The organism is Stenotrophomonas sp., assembly GCF_050737075.1.
Classification (GTDB): domain Bacteria; phylum Pseudomonadota; class Gammaproteobacteria; order Xanthomonadales; family Xanthomonadaceae; genus Stenotrophomonas.
This window is the reverse complement of record NZ_JBOHXV010000026.1, coordinates 14,773-33,515: the sequence shown is the minus strand read 5'-3', so window position 1 is coordinate 33,515 and position 18,743 is coordinate 14,773. Positions and strand designations below refer to the sequence as shown.

Below are 18,743 nucleotides of genomic sequence, written 5' to 3'. Positions count from 1 at the left end.
GAAGGAAATTTAGAATGGCAGCGGAAGACAAGTTGACCAGGAACCAGCACGCGGACCCGGCCGTTCCCGTTTTTCAACAAGGCGCGATGTTCATGCGTCCCGAGTTTCTGGAAACCTCCGGCTGGCTGGAGCACGTCCCGTTCGCGTTCTGGGTGGCGCAGGCCCATCGGCCGCGTTCGCTCGTGGAACTGGGTTCACATCGTGGTATCTCCTACTTTGCGTTCTGTCAGGCCGTCAAAGCGCTGGATCTGCCGACGCGCTGCCATGCCGTTGATACCTGGGAAGGCGACTCCCAGGCTGGATACTACGAGAACGACATTCATCGCAGTGTCGTGGAGCGCAACGAGCGCAGCTATGCCGATTTCTCGACCCTGCTTCGAATGACGTTTGATGAAGCGCTGGCCGAAATTCCGGATGGATCGGTCGACCTTCTGCATATCGACGGGCTCCATACTTTCGAGGCCGTGTCCCACGACTTCGCGACCTGGTTGCCAAAGATGTCCGAGCGGGGTGTCGTGCTTTTCCACGATACGAACGTGCATACCGAGGGCTTTGGCGTCCAGCGCTTCTTTGCCCCGCTTCGCGATCGTTACCCGAGCTTTGAGTTCGTGCATGGCAATGGGTTGGGCGTCATTGCGGTTGGGGACGAGATCGAAGATGCCATGAAGGCCTTGTTCGCCTGCACGGGGTCCCCGTCGGCAGAGTGCCTTGTTCGTGACGCATTCTCGCGCCTTGGAGCTGCTTGCACCGATCGGGTCCAGGCGGAGACGTCGCAGCAGGAATCCGCCGAGCTGAAGCAGGAAAAAGACAAGATCTACAGGTGGGCGCTTACGCTGGAAGCTGACCTGGAGAATTCCAGGCGCGACTATCAGCACCTGGAGAAAGAACACGAAGAGCGCACGCAGTGGGCACTGCGGCTGAACGAGGAAGTGCAGTCCCTCCGCGATGCCATTGGCGACGCTGTGAGCGCCGACGAGTTGCGTGAAATCCGAGAGCGTGGTGCGGAGCTGGAGGCGAGGCTTGCAGAGGCCCAGCACAAAGCAGAGGCGAACGCCGAGGCACTTTCGGAGGCCCAGCGCAACGCCGATGCGAACGCCGAGGCACTTTCCAATGCCCTGGCCGCATTGAGCCAGTCCATCTCGGACAATCAGCCAGGGATCGAGCAGTTGCAGATGCAGATCGGTTCCGCGCCCGTGCATGGTCTTCCGCATGCGGCTGGTTCGGCAGATATCAACGGCGTCATCGCAGAGTATCGCGATCAGATCGAGTCGCTGCGTGGGACCCTGGATTCAGTGCTGCAGTCCAAGTCGTGGAAAGCGACGAAGCCGCTACGCTTCCTGTCGCGGGTCCTGCGCGGTGATCGCGCGGCCGTGGTCAGTTCGCTGCGATCCTCCGGGCTGGCGCGACATCCCGCGCTGGCACCTCTGGTACCCATGGTGCGCAAGGCACTGATTCGTCCCGAAGATACGGCGATTTCGCCGCCAGGTGGGCTCAGGCTGGAAGAGGTGAGCATGGACCCGCAGGCGGTTCTCGACCATGTCCGCCTGGATAGTGTCGAATCGCCGGTGGTCAGCATCGTCATTCCCACCTACGGCAACCTTGCCCAGAGCTTGGCTTGCATCGACTCCATCGCACGAGCGGGCGCAGGAGTGACCTTCGAGGTGCTCGTCCTGGAGGATGCATCTGGCGACCCGGACATCGACCGGCTCGCATCCATTCCAGGCCTGCGCTATCACAGGAACCCGAAGAATCTCGGTTTCCTGTTGTCCTGCAACCAGGCATTGGATCTGGCCAAGGGGCAGTACATCTGTTTCCTCAACAACGACACCGAAGTCCGCCCGGGCTGGCTGGATGCGCTTGTGCGCGTGTTCGACCTGCACCCGGATGCCGGGATGGCGGGTTCCAAGCTGATCTATCCGGACGGGCGTCTACAGGAAGCCGGTGGCATCATCTGGTCAGATGGCTCCGGCTGGAACTACGGCCGTCTGCAGAATCCGGCAGACCCCGAGTTCAATTACATCCGTCCGGCTGACTATTGCAGCGGGGCAAGCCTCATGATTCCTGCCGAGCTGTTCCGCCAGCTTGAGGGTTTTGACACGATCTACGTCCCCGCCTACTGCGAGGATTCGGATCTGGCTTTCAAGGTTCGCCAGGCCGGCAAGCAGGTGTATTACACCCCCTTCTCTGAAGTCGTCCACTACGAAGGGGTATCCCACGGCACGGACGTGGGCACCGGAATCAAGGCATACCAGGTCGAGAACCAGAAGAAGCTGCTGGCGAAATGGAAACAGGAGCTGGCCGCGCACCAGCCCAACGGACAGAACGTCATGATGGCCCGCGACCGTTCCTGGGGTAAGGACACCGTGGTGATCGTCGATCACTACGTTCCGCAGCCTGACCGCGATGCCGGCTCCAGGACGATGACGGCTTTCATCGATACGCTGCTTTCGATGGGATGCGTGGTCAAGTTCTGGCCGGACAATCTGCATCAGGACCCCCACTACGCCCATCAGTTGCAGGAGAAGGGCGTTGAAGTTGTCTACGGTCCCAAGTGGTTGGGTGGCTTCGCAGGTTACCTGCAGCAGAATCCCGGAATCACGGCCGTGCTGCTTTCGCGGCCGCATATCGCCAAGGACTATTTCAGGACCATCCGCGCAAGCAGTGACGCCCGTATCGTCTACTACGGGCACGACCTGCATTTCGAGCGATTGGCCATGGAGGCAGCTCAGTCCGGCCAGTCGCTGAACGAGTCCAATCGAATCAAGGCGCTGGAAATGAATGCCTGGAAGCAGTCGGACGTGGTGCTCTATCCCTCGTCTGCCGAGGTGGATGGCGTGCGTCGTCTTCAGCCCGAGGTGGACGTCCGAGTGGTGGCACCTTACGCATTCACGCGTTTCAACGACAAGGCGCAGCCTGCTGGCCGCAAGGACGTCCTGTTCGTGGCCGGATTCGCGCATGCTCCGAATGTCGATGCGGCACGTTGGCTGGTTGAAGAAATCATGCCGATTGTCTGGCGGAGCATGCCGGAGGCCCGAGTGTCCCTGGTCGGTTCCAATCCGACGCCCGACGTGCGTAACCTGGCCAGCGACAAGGTCGAGGTGACCGGCTTTGTCAGCGATGAAGAGCTGGTACTCCGCTACGCCGCCGCGCGTGCCGCTGTGGTGCCTCTGCGCTTCGGCGCAGGCGTCAAGGGCAAGGTGGTGGAAGCCATGCAGCAGGGGTTGCCGCTGGTCACCACGTCGGTAGGCGCGCAGGGGTTGGCAGGCTTGGAACAGGTGATGCGTTTTGCTGACAGTCCCGAGGCGATCGCCGCAGACCTTCTCGTCCTTCTGGGTGATGACGCGCAGTGGCTGCGTGTGTCCCGCGACGCATCGTTGTTCGTGCGCGATCGATTTTCACCCGAGGCCATGGCAGGCGTGCTCGCTGATGCGCTGTGCTTGAAACATGCAAATGGAGTCGTCGCATGATCGTCCGTTCGCGCGCCCCATTGCGCTTGGGCCTGGCCGGTGGCGGCACCGATGTATCGCCGTTCTGCGACCAGTTCGGTGGCTTCGTCATGAACGTCACCATCGACAAGTTCGCCTATGCGACGCTGGATTCGTCACCCGACGGCAGGGTCGGCTTCCACGCGCAGGATGCCAGCGTCTGCGAATGGGTGGAGCCGTCCGCCGTGGTGGCCGACCCGGGCCCGCTGCAGCTCATGAAAGGTGTCTACCTGCGGGTGTGCAACGAATACCTGAACGGTGATCGGCCAGCTATCCGAATTCGTGCGCATTCCGACGCGCCCCCGGGGTCCGGGCTCGGATCGTCCTCGACCATGGTGGTGGCGCTGGTCACGGCATTTGCCGAGTACTTTGCGCTGCCCCTGGGCGAGTACGAGATCGCCCAGCTCGCCTATCGGATCGAGCGGGTTGACCTGCAGCTCTCCGGCGGCAAACAGGACCAGTACGCGGCCGCGTTTGGTGGTTTCAATTTCATGGAGTTCTACGACGCGGATCGGGTCATCGTGAACCCGCTGCGGATCAAGGACTGGATCTGGTCGGAGCTTGAAGCAGGCCTCGTGCTCTACTTCACCGGTGTGTCGCGGGCTTCGGCCAAGATTATCGATGAGCAGTCGCGGAACATCCGGGAAGGCAATGCCGGCTCGCTGGATGCGATGCATCGTTTGAAGATCGAAGCCAGCCAGATGAAGGAAGCGCTGCTGCGGGGTGATTTCGAGCGCTTGGCGCAGGTCATGCAGTCCGGATGGGAAGCCAAGAAGCTCAGCGCGAGCAGTATTTCCAATCCGATGATCGATGAGATAGAGGCCCTCGCCATGCGTCATGGCGCGCGCGCGACCAAGGTCTCTGGCGCAGGCGGTGGCGGCTTCATGATGTTCCTCTGCGATCCGGCACACCGGGTCGATCTGGTGCGCGCGTTGGCAGGCGCCGGCGGCACCGTTTTTGATACTCATTTCACCCATCAAGGGGCAACCGCATGGAAAATCGGATGAATGACTTCATCAAGGCCGAGTTCGGCAAAACGTTGGAGAATTTCCAGCGCATGTCTGCGGATGCGGCATTGGCAGCACAGATCGAGCAGGCAGTGGCACTGTGCGTGGATGCACTGAAGGCCGGGCACAAGATCCTGTTCGCCGGCAACGGTGGAAGCGCGGCTGACGCCCAGCATTGGGCCGGCGAGCTGGTCAGCCGCTTCTACTATGATCGCCCCGGCCTGCCGGCCATCGCTTTGACCACCGACACGTCCATCCTGACCGCCATCGGCAACGATTACGGCTACGACTACACGTTCGCGCGCCAGATCGAGGCCCTCGGCCAGCAGGGCGATGTCTTTGTCGCCATCTCCACCTCGGGCCGTTCCAAGAACATCATGCGTGCCCTGGACGCCTGCAAGGAGAAGGGCGTGCACGTCATCGGCTTCACCGGCGAGCACGGCGGCGACATGAAGGAGCGCTGCGAGATCTGCTTCAGGGTGCCGTCCAACGAGACGCCGCGCATCCAGGAAGGGCATGAATTCATCGGTCACCTGCTGTGCGGGCTGATCGAAAGCGAAATGTTCCCGCGCTGACATGGCCGTACGCGATGTTCTGATCCTCGCGGGTGGACTCGGTACCCGACTTCGTTCCGAGGTGCCGGACCTTCCCAAGCCTCTGGCACCGGTGGCAGGGCGGCCGTTCCTGGCCTACCTGCTCGACCGTTACGCTGCCTTGGGCATGCAACGGGTGATCCTGGCCACGGGATATCTGGGGGAGCGGGTGGAACAGACCGTCGGCTCGCGCTGGATGGGTATGGAGGTCCTCTACTCCCGTGAAGAGAGCCCGCTGGGAACCGGTGGGGCGCTGGCCCAGGCAGCGCGATTTTCGTCCGGAGCGGGGCTGCACGTCTGCAATGGCGACACTTACCTGGAATATGCGCCGGACGCCCTGGAGCAGGCGGCTGCAGGGCTGCCCATCGCCATCGCGTTGGCCACCGTTCCCGACGTGGGACGATATGGCGCGGTCGAGGTGGCTGCCGGCCGTGTCCAGCGATTCCGGGAGAAGGGCGGCGGCGGTGCCGGCAAGATCAATGCGGGCTGCTATTTCCTGACTGCCGAAGGCTTGGCTGCGCTGCCGCCGCTCGAGCGTTATTCGTTCGAGCAGGAAGTGCTGGAGCCATGGGTCGCACGCGGTAGCGTGGGAGCCATGGCCGAAACCAACGGATTCATCGACATAGGCGTGCCGGAAGACTTCGCCCGTGCCCAGCTGCTGTTCGGCGTCACGGACCAATGAACGTTGCAGTGCCAGGACTGGTGCTGAATCCTGCCAGCCCAGGTCGCCTGCCTGCTACGCGGCGGGCACTGCTGCTGGACCGCGACGGCGTTATAAACGTCAATTTCGGCTACGTGCATACCCCGGACACCACGCAGTGGGTCGAGGGTATCTTCGATCTCTGTCGTGCCGCGCAGGCGGCGGGCTTCGGTCTGGTCGTGGTGACCAACCAGGCCGGAATAGGCAGGGGGCTGTATACGGAAGCCCAGTTTGCCGACTACACCCTGTGGATGATGGATCAGTTGGCCGCGCACGATATCGAGATACTCCGTACCTACTACTGCCCCCATCATCCTGTCGCCGGGCTGGGGGAGTATCGCGTTGAATGTGAATGCAGAAAGCCGCGACCCGGGATGATTCTGGCGGCCGCGTCGGATTTGGGTATCGACCTGGCCACGTCGATCATGATCGGGGACAAGGCGTCGGATATGCTCGCTGCGCGGGCGGCCGGGGTGGGACGTTGCATCCAGTACGATTCGGACCTGCGTGACTGTGAACGAAGGAATGACGTGGTATACGTGGATTCCCTTCTGCAGGCGCAGCGGGTGATCCAGGGCAGCGGCTGATCCAGCCTGGCTGCTACTCCAGCAGAATGCAGCAACAGGGAGGCGCGTCGTGAGTCGTGATCAGTCTGAAGTGCGTGATGAATCTGTTGTTGTAGCGTTGCATGGCGAACCTGTCGCTTCGCAGCTTTCCGGTGATGCTGACATCAGCACCCGCCCGCACATGGAGGGTGAGGACGGGCAGACTGCTGGCGAGCCCGTGCTCACTGCGCCCTGTCCTCTGTGCGGAACCGCGGCCCCTCACTATAGGGATGTGGCAGAAGTGGCCTATCACGGCTGCGACACCTGCGACTTCATTTTTGCCGACCCGGATCTGCTGGCGCGAATCGACCAGGGACTCGCAACCCGCGAGTACGACGAGAATTACTGGGCTGCCGAGCTGGCCTCGGCGCGCCAGCGCTCCTTTGGCTCGTCGATTGCGCGTCTTGCGGAGGCACTGCTTTACTGCACGGTCCCGGTAGAGCGTTTCATCGACATCGGCACCGGTCCTGGCTACCTGCTCGATGCTGTGGCGCGCTACCTGCCGCACAGCGCGCATCGTTTCTATGGCGTTGAAAAATATCCGCCGCTACCGCGGTACCAGACTGAAAGCCACAATTATCTGTGTTCGGATCTGGCCGACGTCGGGCTCACATTCCAGTGCGGCCTCTGCGTCGAAGTGCTGGAACACCTGACCCCGGCAATGGCCATCGCGATTGCCCAGGCACTTGCAAAAGTATCGGTGCCTGGTTCGCTATACCTCTTCAACACGGGACTCACCGAGTATGTCCGCCACGAAGACCCTGGTTATCTTGATCCCTATTTCAGGGGCCATATCACCTGTTGGTCGGTGACCGCTGCCCGGCGTGTGTTTGAACCGCTGGGCTTCCAGGTGCACGCCTTGCCTGGGAAAAGCTGGGCGTTCATCGTGGAAATGCCGGGTAGTTCGCCGAGGACCGACCTGCCGATGGCCGATCGCATCTGGACGCCAGAAATTGAAAACGTCAACATTTTGACATCGGCTGAAATCGGCGAAGTCATGTACATACTGGGCCGTGAGAGTGCTCGCGCCTATTCATGATTATCTCGCTCAGTCCTTCGTCGTAATCGGCACGACGTTGCCGCATCAAGCGTAATCGGCAAAACACCCGACGATTCGGTTTTGCTATCCTACGCCGTGAAGAATCGGTGAAGGAATTGTTTCAAATTGAGCGGATTCAAGGATTCGAACGGGACTGCCAAGCGTCCTACGATGCTGTTCGCGCTTTCGGCCGCCGGGATAGGGACGCTGATCGGTGCCGCCGGACGCTGGATGGTGGTGGATCGAGCCCCAGGCGTCGCGGGCCTTATCCTCGATGCGCTGTTCGCCACGATCTTCCTGATGCTGGTGCGCGCGGCAGGTGCCGGTCGTCGGCGCCTGGTCACGGCACTTGTCCTCTGGCTGCTGCTGTTCCAAGTCAGCCACGTACTGAAGCTGATGGCACTCGGCTCGCCGGTCTTCTTCAGTGATGTCTCTACCTTGGGTGTTCTCGCTACGGTACTGCCGCCGTGGCAGGTTGGCACCGCGTGCCTTGTGCTCGCGGCACTGGCCGGTCTCCTGCTGTGCAGTGTGTGGCCTGCAGGACGTGCGCGGCTGCCGTGGTCGCTGGCCGCGTTGTTGTTTCCCGTCGCTCTTTACTACGGCGCGCCCCTGGAGGCCCGCCTTGTCGGTTCACTGCTGACAGAGAACGCGAACGACTACGTCACGCACCTGCAGCGACGCGGCGGCATGCAGTTCCTGCTCGATCAGCGCGCACGCAAGCACGAGCTCGCGTTGAAGGGGCGCAACATACTTGACGGCCTCCACCTGGACGCACGCCCGCAGCTGGCGGCGCGGCGCAACGTGCATCTCGTGTTGCTTGAGACATTCTGGGATCCCAACGTGCTGAAGGCCTATCAATTCAGTCGCGATCCCTTCGACCCACGCTTCCGCAAGTTGCTCGAAGAGGGGGGTAATTCCGCAGTGATGACCCCGCATTTCGGTCACTTGACTGCCAATGCCGAGTTTGAGGCACTTTGCGGCCTCCCCGCGACCGAAGACGCCGTGTTTCAGAACCGACTCAAGGACGTTCTACCCTGTCTGCCCCGGATGCTGCGTGAACTTGGTTACGAGACGCTCGCTTCGCACAGCAACCGTCAGGACTCCTGGGGAAGGGACACCGCATACCGGTACATGGGCTTCGCCAATTTCAATGCTTATGAAGCTTTCGTGCGAGACGACCTGGATGGTGTGTTTCTGAACGATGCCAGCTTCTATCGCCAGAACCGTGCAGTGGTCTCGCGATTTGATCGCAGCACCCCCTACTTCAACTACCTGGTCACCATCAGCTCTCACTACCCCTACCAGCTCAACGGCGATCGTCGGCCGCCGCTGGTAAGCGTCAAACCCGCCACTCCTGTCGTGCAGGACTATGCAAACGTGCTTGCCTACTCCAGCAAGGCGTTCATGGACTGGGTCGAGGCTGTCAGGAAGGACGATCCGGACGCCCTGATCGTCGCATTCGGTGATCATGCGCCCGCACTGCCGCCGGACCAGAGCCCTTATGCGGATTCGGGCATCAATACCAGCGCCCGTCCGTTTGACGGAGCTGATACCTTGGTGGCGATGTCGCGTACGCCTCTGGTGTTCATTGACGGTCGCAAAGGCGCAGTCAATGTCGGGACCATGCCCTTGGAGTTCCTGCCGGTCGCCATCGCCCGTGCGCTGGGCATGCAGCCAGGGCGTCTACCGTACCTCACCGACGATATGGTCGGCGAACGCGCGAAGGACAGCACCCGTTTCCTGGGCAATGTGCTGACTCGCGAACGGGGTCAATGGCTCCTCTGCGAGGACCGTCCCGTCGAGGCGACCGCGTGTGGCGATGCGGTCGAGTTGTATGACCGCAAGCGCGCGCTTCGCAATGCGTTGCTCACTGACTCGCGCAGCATGTTCAACGCACTGGGTGGGGCATGGATGAACCAGCCCACGTCGATGCAGTTCGGTACCGGCGAGTGTCTACTTGAAGTCGCCGACTGGGGTCCCAAGGACGCCGAGGCGGGCATGCCGTTCAACAAGCAGGTGGAAAGCGGCCTGAGCGCGACCTGGCTCAAGGTCGACAGGATCCAGGGCAGCCCGCAGCTTCGCATCGGGGCGGTCACCACGCCGGTGGTGGGCTCGGGCATCATCCTGGCAGGTCTTTGGCCTGCGCCCAGCGTCATCAACGAGGCAGGCAACCACGCGGTGCAGATCGTGTGTGGCACCAAGGTAGTGGGGGAGGTGGGCAAGATGCATGTACGCGGCGGCGGCGCGGCATCCCCCTCGGTGCTGACCGGTCCACTGGCGGTCGGGCTGGAAGGCAAGGGCATGGCATCGGTGGTGGCAGCGGCTGAAGGCGGCACCTGCGGTGAAGGGGGAATGCAGCAGGCTGTGGTCAAGGTGAACTGGTCGCGCAGCACCCCCACTGGAGGCGTCCGGGTATTCGTTCAGCAGGGAGGTGGCGAACGGCAGCTCTGGAGTGAGAGCGCCTCTCAGGGCGGTTCTTCGACAGGGCCCTGGGCCAACGAAGGCATGGTGCTGTGGTTCGAAGACGAGACAGGTGGGCCGCTGGGTCGAGCCGTGTTGACGGCCCCCAGCTGCGCGGCCGCTACACACTAGGCCGCGCTTCACCCCCGCCGCTGGCACGGCCAGCGGCCCTCGGCCTGCGCCGCCCGGGCTGTCCGGCCGGTGCCCGTCACGCGTTGACACATGATGCTTGTACCCTAGCCGGACCGGAGCCGACTTTGGTCACTTGATGCGACGCACCTGTCATCTTCCTTCCCAGGCGCCACGCTGGCTTGCCCCGGCGTTGATCGTCGCCTTCACTGCATGCTCCCGGGAACCGGTCAGCATGCCGCTGCCCTCCGACATCAATCCGCTCGAACTCCGACAGCGGCTGCAGCAGCCGGGCCATGCCATGGGCGGGGCCGGGGCGGAACTTACCGTGGTTCCAGGCTATGTCGGGGACTGCAAGGGCTGGGAGATGGGAACGGCCACGATCCGCTGGAAAGCAGATCCCGCGCAGGTCAGCAATGTCCAGGTTCAGGTGTCGAGCCGCACCGAGACGGCGCGCAAGCCGTTCGCCGGAGGCGATCCGGTCGGCGAGGCCGTTGCCCAAGACTGGGTGCGCGCCGGTGTGACGTTCGATCTTGTGGATATGGCGAACGGACGCGATCTGGCTTCGTACACGGTGGAGGCCTTGCCATGTGCGCAGATGTGACTGCCCGCACTGACGCGCCGAGCAGCCCGTGGGTGCCGAAACGTCCTGCTGCCGCAGGCCTCCTCCGCGGGGGGCTGGTGCTCTTGATTCTATTGGGCCCTGTCGTGCTGACCGCCTGGGGCTTGAACGTCAGCCAGCTGATGACGGACGTCAAGCTGGCGCACTGGCAGATGCTCGCCACACTGCTGTTTGGATGTGGGGTGGCGCAGTTCGGTGCGTGGCTGCTCTGGCGCCATCGTATGGGGCTGCGTGCCCTTGCGCTTGGCACCGGTCTGTACTGGATGGTGCAGCTCATCTACTACGCTGGACCGGGGGAGGTCCTGGTTTCCCTGTTGCTGATGGCCGGGTCCCTTGCGGTGGGCTCGCTGCTGCTGCGCCAGGATCAGCACGGTGTTCTGGATCGCATGCTGCTGGGCGCCGCGCTGACCGTATCTGTCGTTGCCTGGTTGCTGCCGTTTGCCGTGCATGGCCCACGCACCTATGTGACGGTGTTCGGGCTGATCGTGCTGTTGCGCTGGAAAGCACTTGCCCGCGACGCCCGGACGGTCAGCCACACACTCAACGAGATCGGTACGGCTCACCCCCTGCTGTTGACGCTGCTGCTGGTGGTCACGGGATTTGCAAGCATGGGCTTGTGGTTGCCATCGCTCAACTTCGATGACAACTCGGTACATCTGACCGTACAGAGCCAGTTGCTCCGCGATGGCTACTACAGGATGGATATCGCCAGCCTGGTATGGTCGTTGCAGCCATGGTTCAACAATACCTGGCATGCCATGGCGGCGATGCTGCTAGGCGCCGAATCCCGTGCCGCAGTCAATCTCATCTGGCTCGTGCTGGGTGTCACAGGCGCGTACCGGCTGTCCATTGCGCTCGGTTCCGGCTCGCGAGCCGCCCTTCTGGCTGCTGCCGTTTACGCGTCGCATCCGATGACGGCGTACTACAGCACGACGCTGCAGGTCGACGGCCCCGCTGCGGTAATCCTGCTGCATCTTGCCGCTGTGCTGTGCACGCAAGGTATCGAGCGACGTAGCGCCTGGGTGCCCGGCGCTCTGATAGGCGTGATGCTCGCGCTGAAGATGACCAACGTGGTGTATGTATTGCTTCCGTGCCTCTACATCACATGGTTGGCAGTGCGGTACCGGCGTCCTGGCTGGTGGGGCAGCGTGGTGCTGGTCGCATTGGTTACCGGTTGCTCAAGCTATTTCTACGCTACAGTGCTCACCGGAAGTCCGGTTTTCCCACTGTTCAACAGCATCTTCCAATCGCCCTATTTCCCGCCGGAGAGCTTTGCCGATGACCGCTGGCTCGCCGGCATCGGGCCAGGGATTCTATGGGAAATCACCTTCGATACGTCTCGGTTCATGGAGGCCTATCCGGGCGCCCTGGGCGTCTCATTGACGGCATTGCTGGGGGGCTCGGTGCTGGCGCTTGTGCAGCCAGGAAGATCGCGTTGGCTCATGCTTGCGGCGTTGATTCCTGCGGCGATCCTCTTCAGCCAGATTCAGTACGTGCGCTACATCTTCCCCAGTCTGGTGCTGCTGGGCGTGCTGGCTACCGTTGCTCTGGAAGGACTCCTGGCGCGAAGGCCAGCGATTCTGGTCACCACGCTCGTGGTCCTTTGCGGCGTCAACTTGGCGCTACTGCCGCGTCCAAGCTGGATCACCAACGGCGGTGCCTGGGCCGCGCTGGTGGCCGACGGTAGGTCCCAGCTGCCAGTATTGGTGCGGGGAGCCACGCCGCACCATGCACTACTCGACCGGATGCTTGACCGGAACCCGAATGCCTGTGTGCTCAACACGGATCGTAGGCCCTTCACTGCCCGTATGTCGGGGCGGGCGTTGTCCGTTGCCTGGTACGACCAGCAGATGAACCGTGCGGTCAGCTGGTCAGAAAAAGATCCACAGGGCGGACGGTGGGTCGAGATCATCCAGGCGCTTGGCGTTTCACACGTGGTTGTGCCGCAGCCGGCGGTGAATCCTGGGCTTGCGCGCGCGTTGGAAAGCTTGGGTGCCGTTCGTGAGGACCAGGAACAGAATCTGGAGCTGTGGCGTCTTCACGCGGCCTCCGGCAGCGGCAATGCTACCTGCGATCTGCGTTTCTTCCAGTCACGCGATATCGCGCGTCGTCTGTTTCAGCGGGAGGCCGAGCCGTCCACGCCCTAGTTCGTGGACCTTTGGCCGGGATCGCTTCTTGAGGACGAAAGTAGTGGCCCCAGGTGAGGGTGCAACGGCCGCCGCGGGATGTTGTTGATGTCGTAGTTCAGGAATGCCAGCAGCAGCTGCAGGGCGCTGACCACGGCTACCGTCGCGATCATGATCGTGCCCACCGGCGTACTGCCCATGCGTTGCGCCGACTGCCACCAATGCCAGCCGCCGAACACCAGGCCGAAGGTGCCCAGGCCAAGGCCGGCCAGAAGTTCCATCGAAGCGATGGGCAGGTCACGCAGGAAGTAGTTATAGACGATGCGCTTGAACAGATTCCGCACGTGCTTGCCAAGGAACTCGCCGAGGACGCGACGAACGTTCAGGCTGCTCGATTCATCGGCGTAACGCGCATCCATGGGAATGTCCATCACCACGGCGCGCATCGTATTCAGACGGAACAGCATGTCGGTCTCGAAGAAGTAGCGACGACTGATCGAAGCGGCCGGCAGCCGCGCAGCGATATGTGCATGGATGGCAGTGTAGCCGTTGGTTGGGTCGAATATGTCCCAGTAGCCGGTGCTGATCTTGGACAGGAAGCTGAGCCCCAGATTGCCGATTCTGCGCACAAGTGGCATCTGCCGGATTTGGCGAAGATCCCAGAAACGATTGCCCTTGGTATAGTCAGCCTCGCCTCGCAGGATCGGGGCGATGAATCCCGGCAGCAGTGCAGGGTCCATCTGACCATCGCCGTCGATCTTGACAATGACGGTGGCGCCGTCGGTGATCGCCTGCGCGTACCCGGTAAGCACGGCCCCACCCACGCCCTGATTCTGTTCATGCCGCAGCACCATCACACGTGGGTCGCGGTTGCTGTCCTCGATCATGTCGCCGCTGTGGTCGGGACAAGCGTCATCCACACAGTAGATGCGGTCCACCTCCGGACCGATGGCCGCAATGACCCCGGCGATGTGCCGGGTGACGCGGTAGCACGGAACCACTACGGCCACGCGGTGGGTCGAAGACGTGTGGGGCATGCGGTTCACCGGATCCAAGAGGTGGGTGGCTGGTTGCCGACGGGTCTATTCTCTACCATACGACATCGGACGCGCACGGCGTGACAAGCGTCCACCCTGGCCCTGGAGTGTTGCCTGATGGAGAAGTCGACAAGGACCCGCAAGGGGGAAAACACCTGGTCAAGCCCGCGATTCCACATCGCTGCCGGTCTCTTGGCCGTGCTGCTTTTCGCCTGCATGCATCAGGTCTACCTGTCTCGGGCGCACCCCGATGCGCTGTACATGGACTCGCTGCGGCTGTTGTCGCAGCTCCAGCAGTGGGAGGCCGGTACGCTGTCGACCCTGGATTTCTGGGGGCAGGGTTCTTCCCATCGCGGCTTCGTCAACCAGCTGTTCCTGCTGGCCAATGTGAGCCTGTTCGATCTGGACGTGCTGCTCTTCAACCGTTTGACCGGTGTGGTGATCGCAGCCGTCTCGCTGATTCTGGTACTGGCCTGGTGCGGCGACAACCGTCGCCTGCAGGGTTCCAGGATGGATGCGGTGACCACGGTGGGTGTATCGATCACCATCGCGGGTCTGTGCCACAGCTGGGCCGGGTTCGAGCTGTTCACTCTGGACCTGGGGCTCCCGCTGTGGGTGAAGAACCTCAGCTTCGTCGCATTCTTCTGCACCCATGCCTGGCTTCTTTCGGGAACGTCCCGAAGGCCGCTGCTCTGGAGTATCGCGCTGGCGGTGACGGCGCCTGTGGTGATATTGGTGGTCGGCATGGGCTGGAACTTCGCCTTCGTCGGTGCGGTCTTCGCCCTTCAGCTGCTTGCGTTCATTCCCGCCTGGCGAGCTGCAGGTCGCTGGTACGGGGTGCTTCCCTGCGTCTCCTTGGTTGCTTCGATGGCGCTCTATCTAGCGTCGGGCAATGTCACCCAAACGCCGGGCAACGCCGACGTCGTGAGCCTCAGTGGCGACACCCCCCTGATCGCCCTCTACGCGCTGGGGGCAACGCTTGGAAACCCGGCGATGATCACTCAGCGGCTGCCGGTCTGGCTCATCGCGCTGGGCGGTGCCTGCATGCTGGTGGGCGGCGTACTGGCGTCGATCACGTGGCTGAGGCGCGGCGCGCCGGGATCGCGGCTGCCGCTCTATCTGATTACCTATGGGGCGTTGGTAGCGGTATCGGTGACCCTTGCCCGGGGGGCCGCCGGCCCGGGCGGGGTGATGGCATCGCGCTACTACATGGACATCGTGCTGGGCCTGATTGGCGTGGTCTGGTTGACGGTGCGCGAACTGCGCGCGCTTGACCGGCCGCGTACGGCGACAGCCTTGGTATGGGCCATGCTGGCCGTGATCGGCCTGTCGCACCTGGGGACCTTTTACTACGAGTGGCGCGCCGCACCTTACCGGGCTCTGGCGTTCGCCGACATGAACCGCGCACTGCTGAACTCGGTCCCGACCGAGGATGCTGCCGCCTTGCTGCAGTCGCCCCTGGCGCACGCCCGCCAGGGTGTGGAAGTCATGCGCGCGCGCCAGCTTGCTGTCTACGAGGGGCATCCGGAAATGCGCTGCTCAGGCGCGGAAGTGCATTACGGGCAAGGATGGCGCAGGCCCGAGGTTCAGGGGCGTTGGTTGAACAACGAGGGCAGCCTTGTCCTGCCCGCCTCCTGCGCTTGCGACTTCGTCGCTGATTTCTACGTGCCGCAGAGTTTTCATGCGCGTCGCATCGAGGTGCGGCGAGAGGGAAGCGTAACGGGTCAGTGGACCTTGCTACCTGGCCGCACCACCTCCGTCGAACTTGGAAAGGCCGGCACCCGCACGCCCATCGTCCTGCTGGCTACCCCCTCACCGGAGCAGTCACCTGCCGGCACCGGCGGCGCGGAAGATCCGACGATGGGGGCACTCCTGACCAGCTATGCAGTTCGCTGCGCAGTGCCCGCGACACCATGAACGAAGACTTGAAGCCGGAGAAGCCGCTGTTCGCCGGAGCACCCGGACCGCTGCAGCGCCTGATCAAAGACCAGCGCGTGCTGTTCGTGCTGGTGGGGGGAGCCAACACCGTCTTCAGCACCGCGCTGTTCGCGGCGCTGAGCCTGTTCCTTGGGCCTGAGGTCCCCTCGGCAGTGAGTCTGTTCATTGCCTGGGTGGTGTCGCTGGTTCTGGTGTTCAATGTGTACCGGCACCTCGTGTTCCGGGTCAATGGGCACGTCCTGCGCGACTTTCTACGCTTTGTCGGCGTCAACGTGGTCAGCTTCCTGATCAACGCCGGTGCGCTGACGCTGCTGGTGGACGTGGTCGGCTTGCCCGCCATTCCCACCCAGATCGCCATCACGTTCGTGGTGGTCGTGGTCAATTACCTGGGCCACAAGTATTTCTCCTTCAGAAGGGCGTGACCATGCAAGTTCAATCGCAGCCGCAGCCGCGCGTGTCGGTGGTGGTGCCCGCGTACAACAACGCGCGGGACGTCGAGGCAACACTGAGATCGATCCTGGCGCAGGATTACGGTGACTTCGAAGTGGTCGTGGCCGATCACTCCTCGTCCGACGGCACGAACCAGATCCTGCAGCAGTTCGCGGGCGATGCCCGGGTGCGCGTGCTGGAACCCACCCCGACGGGTGGTGGCGCGCTGGCCAACTGGAACCGGGTCAGCCAGCATGCCCATGGTGAACTGATCAAGCTGGTGTGCGGCGACGATCTGCTGGTCCCGGAGGCACTGCGCCTTCAGGTAGCCGCCTTTGACGCACATCCCGGTGCGGTGTTCGTCGCGTCGCGACGCAACCTCGTTGACGCGGCGGGCAACGAGCTGATGAAAGCGCGGGGTCTGGCCGGGCTGCAGGGCTGCATGCCCGGGCGTGACGCGGCGCTGGCATCCATCCTGGCGGGGACCAATATCTTCGGAGAGCCCTGCTGCGTGATGATGCGCCGGGAAACGCTCGAGCAGGCTGGCTGGTGGGACGGGCGCTTCCCGTACCTGATCGACCAGGCCAGCTACAGCAACGTCATGATCCGCGGTGACATGGTGGCGCTGCCGCAGGTGCTGGCCAGCTTCCGGGTCAGCGCCAGCCAGTGGAGCGTGCGCCTCATGCGGCAACAGGCGGAGCAGGCGATCGCCTTCCACGAGTCGTTCTCGCGCGAGCACCCTGGCCTGGCAACGCCGGCGCAGGTCCGGCGCGGAAACCTCAAGGCGCGGATGATGGCGTGGGCGCGCCGCTTGGCCTACGTCTGGCTCAGGCGACGGATGTAATCCCGTCTTCTTCCGCGTCGACCGGCAGGTTGAGCAGGTCGCCCACCACGTACTGGGGGCGGTTGTTGACGTTGAGCAGAATGCGCCCGGTGTATTCGCCAATCGCGCCGAGCGCGAGCAGCTGCAGGCCGCCCATGAACATGATCGCGACGATCAGCGACGACCAGCCCACCGCCAGCTCGGGGTTCATGAACTTGCGGACGATCACGATCAGGCCAAACAGGAACGCGGCGGCCGAGGCGGCGACGCCGGCCAGGGAGACGAAGCGCAGGGGCACGATTGAAAAACTGGTCGCCATCTGCAACCAAAGTGAAATGGACTTGCGCAGGCTGTAGCCGGACTTCCCGTCCTGCCGCGCGTGATGGCGGGCGGTGATCGAAGTGAAGTTACCGGTGGACTGCAGCAGCAGTCCGTCCACGTAGACAAATGGGCCGCGGTAGGCCAGCGCAGCCCGGCACACGTCCCGTTTGATGCCACGGAACGGCGAGAGATACAGCCCCTTGGGCTTGTTCAGCAGTCGGCTGGCGACCCAGTCGTTGAAACCGCTGCCCAATTGCTTCCACAGCGCATGCTTGCGGTCCTCGAAGCGGACATAGACCAGGTCGGCTCCGGCCTTCAGTGCGTCGACGATGCGCGGTACATCCGCCGGATCGTGCTGCAGGTCGTCGTCCATGGTGACCACGTAGCGGCCGCTTGCGTGCGCGAAGCCGGCCATCACTGCGTTGTGCTGCCCGGCATTACGGCGCAGGTTCACGCCCTTCAGCCAGGGCCGCTCAGCGCCGAGTGCCTGCAGCACCTTCCAGGAGTCGTCGGGGCCATGGTCGTGCACCAGCACGGCCTCGAAGCCGTCCGCGCCGTAGAGGGGCGACAGCACTTCTTCCAGCTTCTGCACGAGAGCAGGCAGGATGGTGGCGCTTCCGTAGACCGGAATGACGATGGAGATTTCAGGATTCATGGGCGCTGCCGTAGTACTTCTGGATGACGCGAAGCGGATAGTCTGGACCGAAATCCAGGCCGATGTCAGCGGCGACGCCTTCTGCCACCGCGCTGTCGATATGCATTTCTTCTCCGCGGTCGATCAGCTCGACCTGGGCACGGCGACCCAGCACCTGCTCGAACAGCGACACAAGGTGAGGCATGGCCAGCGACCACGGCGTTGCGATGGACAATACCGACGGCTTGCGTGCCTGGCTCAGCAGGTGGGTGGCGATCAGGGCTACGTCGTCGATGTCGATCAGATTGCGCTGCGCACGTGTCCACAGCGTCAGGGAGCGGCCGTCGACGATACAGTCGCGAAGATAGTTGGTCAGGGTATTGGGATTGCGGGTGCGCCCAACGACCTGGGGCAGGCGGAACACCGTCCCGCTTCCGGATGTCGACACCAGATGCTCCATCGCCCGCTTGTGTTCGAAGTACGGGGAATCCTGCCCCGGGTTCACGACGTTGCAGCTACCGAAATAGACCAGGTGCAGGCCGCCATCCAACTGCTTCAGCAGCAGATCACGTTCGCGGGCGAAGGCATCCGGGTCCTGTTCGCGCGAGTTGGAGACGCCGGAGGCGAAAATCACTGTGTCCTGATCGTCGGCGAACTGCCCAAAGGCGCGTGCGATCAGGCCGCTGCCGATAATCATCCAGTGCAACCCGCACAGGCAGGCATGGAAGGCTTCATTCTTTTCACCACCGATCATCCTGCAACCAGGGCCCGGTGCGGGCCCTGTACGCTCATTAC

At 62.9% G+C, this 18,743-nt stretch carries 15 protein-coding genes; 12 read left to right on the top strand and 3 right to left on the bottom strand.

Annotated elements, in window-relative coordinates; genetic code table 11:
• Window positions 1-14 precede the first annotated feature (14 nt).
• From ACREPD_RS08725 to ACREPD_RS08685, 9 genes are all read left to right on the top strand, one after another.
• Complete coding sequence (locus tag ACREPD_RS08725) at window positions 15-3,467, top strand: class I SAM-dependent methyltransferase (protein WP_431598955.1); 3,453 nt, start codon at window positions 15-17, stop codon at window positions 3,465-3,467.
• Entirely contained in the window at window positions 3,464-4,492 is a 1,029-nt protein-coding gene (locus ACREPD_RS08720) for a dehydrogenase (protein WP_431598954.1), read from the top strand. The genes ACREPD_RS08725 and ACREPD_RS08720 overlap by 4 nt, the downstream gene beginning before the upstream one ends.
• Window positions 4,489-5,067 carry a D-sedoheptulose-7-phosphate isomerase gene (locus tag ACREPD_RS08715; RefSeq protein WP_431598953.1) on the top strand — a complete coding sequence of 193 codons (579 nt, stop codon included), beginning with the start codon at window positions 4,489-4,491 and terminating at the stop codon, window positions 5,065-5,067. The genes ACREPD_RS08720 and ACREPD_RS08715 overlap by 4 nt, the downstream gene beginning before the upstream one ends.
• 1 nt (window position 5,068) lies before the next feature.
• Window positions 5,069-5,767, top strand: a complete 699-nt coding sequence (locus ACREPD_RS08710) for a sugar phosphate nucleotidyltransferase (RefSeq protein ID WP_431598952.1) — start codon at window positions 5,069-5,071, stop codon at window positions 5,765-5,767.
• The gene (locus tag ACREPD_RS08705; RefSeq protein ID WP_431598951.1) at window positions 5,764-6,372 is read left to right on the top strand and encodes a D-glycero-alpha-D-manno-heptose-1,7-bisphosphate 7-phosphatase; all 609 of its coding nucleotides are present in this window, start codon (window positions 5,764-5,766) and stop codon (window positions 6,370-6,372) included. The genes ACREPD_RS08710 and ACREPD_RS08705 overlap by 4 nt, the downstream gene beginning before the upstream one ends.
• A gap of 49 nt (window positions 6,373-6,421) precedes the next feature.
• Complete coding sequence (locus ACREPD_RS08700) at window positions 6,422-7,429, top strand: methyltransferase domain-containing protein (RefSeq protein ID WP_431598950.1); 1,008 nt, start codon at window positions 6,422-6,424, stop codon at window positions 7,427-7,429.
• Between the two features lie 171 nt (window positions 7,430-7,600).
• Window positions 7,601-10,021, top strand: a complete 2,421-nt coding sequence (locus tag ACREPD_RS08695) for an LTA synthase family protein (protein ID WP_431598949.1) — start codon at window positions 7,601-7,603, stop codon at window positions 10,019-10,021.
• A gap of 232 nt (window positions 10,022-10,253) precedes the next feature.
• Window positions 10,254-10,622 (top strand): hypothetical protein, encoded by a 369-nt coding sequence (locus ACREPD_RS08690; RefSeq protein ID WP_431598948.1) that lies wholly within the window; start codon window positions 10,254-10,256, stop codon window positions 10,620-10,622.
• 104 nt (window positions 10,623-10,726) lie between these two features.
• On the top strand, window positions 10,727-12,787 hold the full coding sequence (locus ACREPD_RS08685) for a hypothetical protein (RefSeq protein WP_431598947.1): 2,061 nt from the start codon (window positions 10,727-10,729) through the stop codon (window positions 12,785-12,787).
• Here ACREPD_RS08685 and ACREPD_RS08680 read toward each other — a convergent pair.
• Window positions 12,784-13,803, bottom strand: coding sequence for a glycosyltransferase family 2 protein (locus tag ACREPD_RS08680; protein ID WP_431598946.1), 1,020 nt, complete (start codon window positions 13,801-13,803; stop codon window positions 12,784-12,786). The two genes, ACREPD_RS08685 and ACREPD_RS08680, sit on opposite strands and share 4 nt — an antisense overlap.
• Window positions 13,804-13,920: 117 nt before the next feature.
• On the opposite strand from ACREPD_RS08680, the gene ACREPD_RS08675 reads away from it, so the two are divergent.
• From ACREPD_RS08675 to ACREPD_RS08665, 3 genes are read left to right on the top strand one after another with little or no spacing between them, the layout of a single operon-like run.
• Window positions 13,921-15,720, top strand: coding sequence for a hypothetical protein (locus ACREPD_RS08675; protein ID WP_431598945.1), 1,800 nt, complete (start codon window positions 13,921-13,923; stop codon window positions 15,718-15,720).
• Window positions 15,717-16,163, top strand: coding sequence for a GtrA family protein (locus ACREPD_RS08670; RefSeq protein WP_431598944.1), 447 nt, complete (start codon window positions 15,717-15,719; stop codon window positions 16,161-16,163). Before ACREPD_RS08675 ends, ACREPD_RS08670 begins: the two co-directional genes overlap by 4 nt.
• Window positions 16,164-16,195: 32 nt before the next feature.
• Window positions 16,196-17,014, top strand: coding sequence for a glycosyltransferase family A protein (locus tag ACREPD_RS08665; RefSeq protein WP_431598943.1), 819 nt, complete (start codon window positions 16,196-16,198; stop codon window positions 17,012-17,014).
• On the opposite strand, the gene ACREPD_RS08660 is transcribed toward ACREPD_RS08665, so the two are convergent.
• Window positions 16,998-17,969 (bottom strand): glycosyltransferase family 2 protein, encoded by a 972-nt coding sequence (locus tag ACREPD_RS08660; protein ID WP_431598942.1) that lies wholly within the window; start codon window positions 17,967-17,969, stop codon window positions 16,998-17,000. The two genes, ACREPD_RS08665 and ACREPD_RS08660, sit on opposite strands and share 17 nt — an antisense overlap.
• Entirely contained in the window at window positions 17,959-18,702 is a 744-nt protein-coding gene (locus ACREPD_RS08655) for an NAD-dependent epimerase/dehydratase family protein (RefSeq protein ID WP_431598941.1), read from the bottom strand. Before ACREPD_RS08655 ends, ACREPD_RS08660 begins: the two co-directional genes overlap by 11 nt.
• Window positions 18,703-18,743: the final 41 nt, after the last annotated feature.

Excerpts from the sequence above, each read along its gene's own strand:
- ACREPD_RS08705 (WP_431598951.1), top strand. The coding sequence starts at position 5,764 with ATGAACGTTGCAGTGCCAGGACTGGTGCTGAATCCTGCCAGCCCAGGT.
- ACREPD_RS08655 (WP_431598941.1), bottom strand. The coding sequence starts at position 18,702 with ATGATCGGTGGTGAAAAGAATGAAGCCTTCCATGCCTGCCTGTGCGGG.
- ACREPD_RS08715 (WP_431598953.1), top strand. The coding sequence starts at position 4,489 with ATGAATGACTTCATCAAGGCCGAGTTCGGCAAAACGTTGGAGAATTTC.
- ACREPD_RS08720 (WP_431598954.1), top strand. The coding sequence starts at position 3,464 with ATGATCGTCCGTTCGCGCGCCCCATTGCGCTTGGGCCTGGCCGGTGGC.
- ACREPD_RS08690 (WP_431598948.1), top strand. The coding sequence starts at position 10,254 with ATGCCGCTGCCCTCCGACATCAATCCGCTCGAACTCCGACAGCGGCTG.
- ACREPD_RS08695 (WP_431598949.1), top strand. The coding sequence starts at position 7,601 with ATGCTGTTCGCGCTTTCGGCCGCCGGGATAGGGACGCTGATCGGTGCC.
- ACREPD_RS08670 (WP_431598944.1), top strand. The coding sequence starts at position 15,717 with ATGAACGAAGACTTGAAGCCGGAGAAGCCGCTGTTCGCCGGAGCACCC.
- ACREPD_RS08680 (WP_431598946.1), bottom strand. The coding sequence starts at position 13,803 with ATGCCCCACACGTCTTCGACCCACCGCGTGGCCGTAGTGGTTCCGTGC.
- ACREPD_RS08660 (WP_431598942.1), bottom strand. The coding sequence starts at position 17,969 with ATGAATCCTGAAATCTCCATCGTCATTCCGGTCTACGGAAGCGCCACC.
- ACREPD_RS08710 (WP_431598952.1), top strand. The coding sequence starts at position 5,069 with ATGGCCGTACGCGATGTTCTGATCCTCGCGGGTGGACTCGGTACCCGA.
- ACREPD_RS08675 (WP_431598945.1), top strand. The coding sequence starts at position 13,921 with ATGGAGAAGTCGACAAGGACCCGCAAGGGGGAAAACACCTGGTCAAGC.
- ACREPD_RS08725 (WP_431598955.1), top strand. The coding sequence starts at position 15 with ATGGCAGCGGAAGACAAGTTGACCAGGAACCAGCACGCGGACCCGGCC.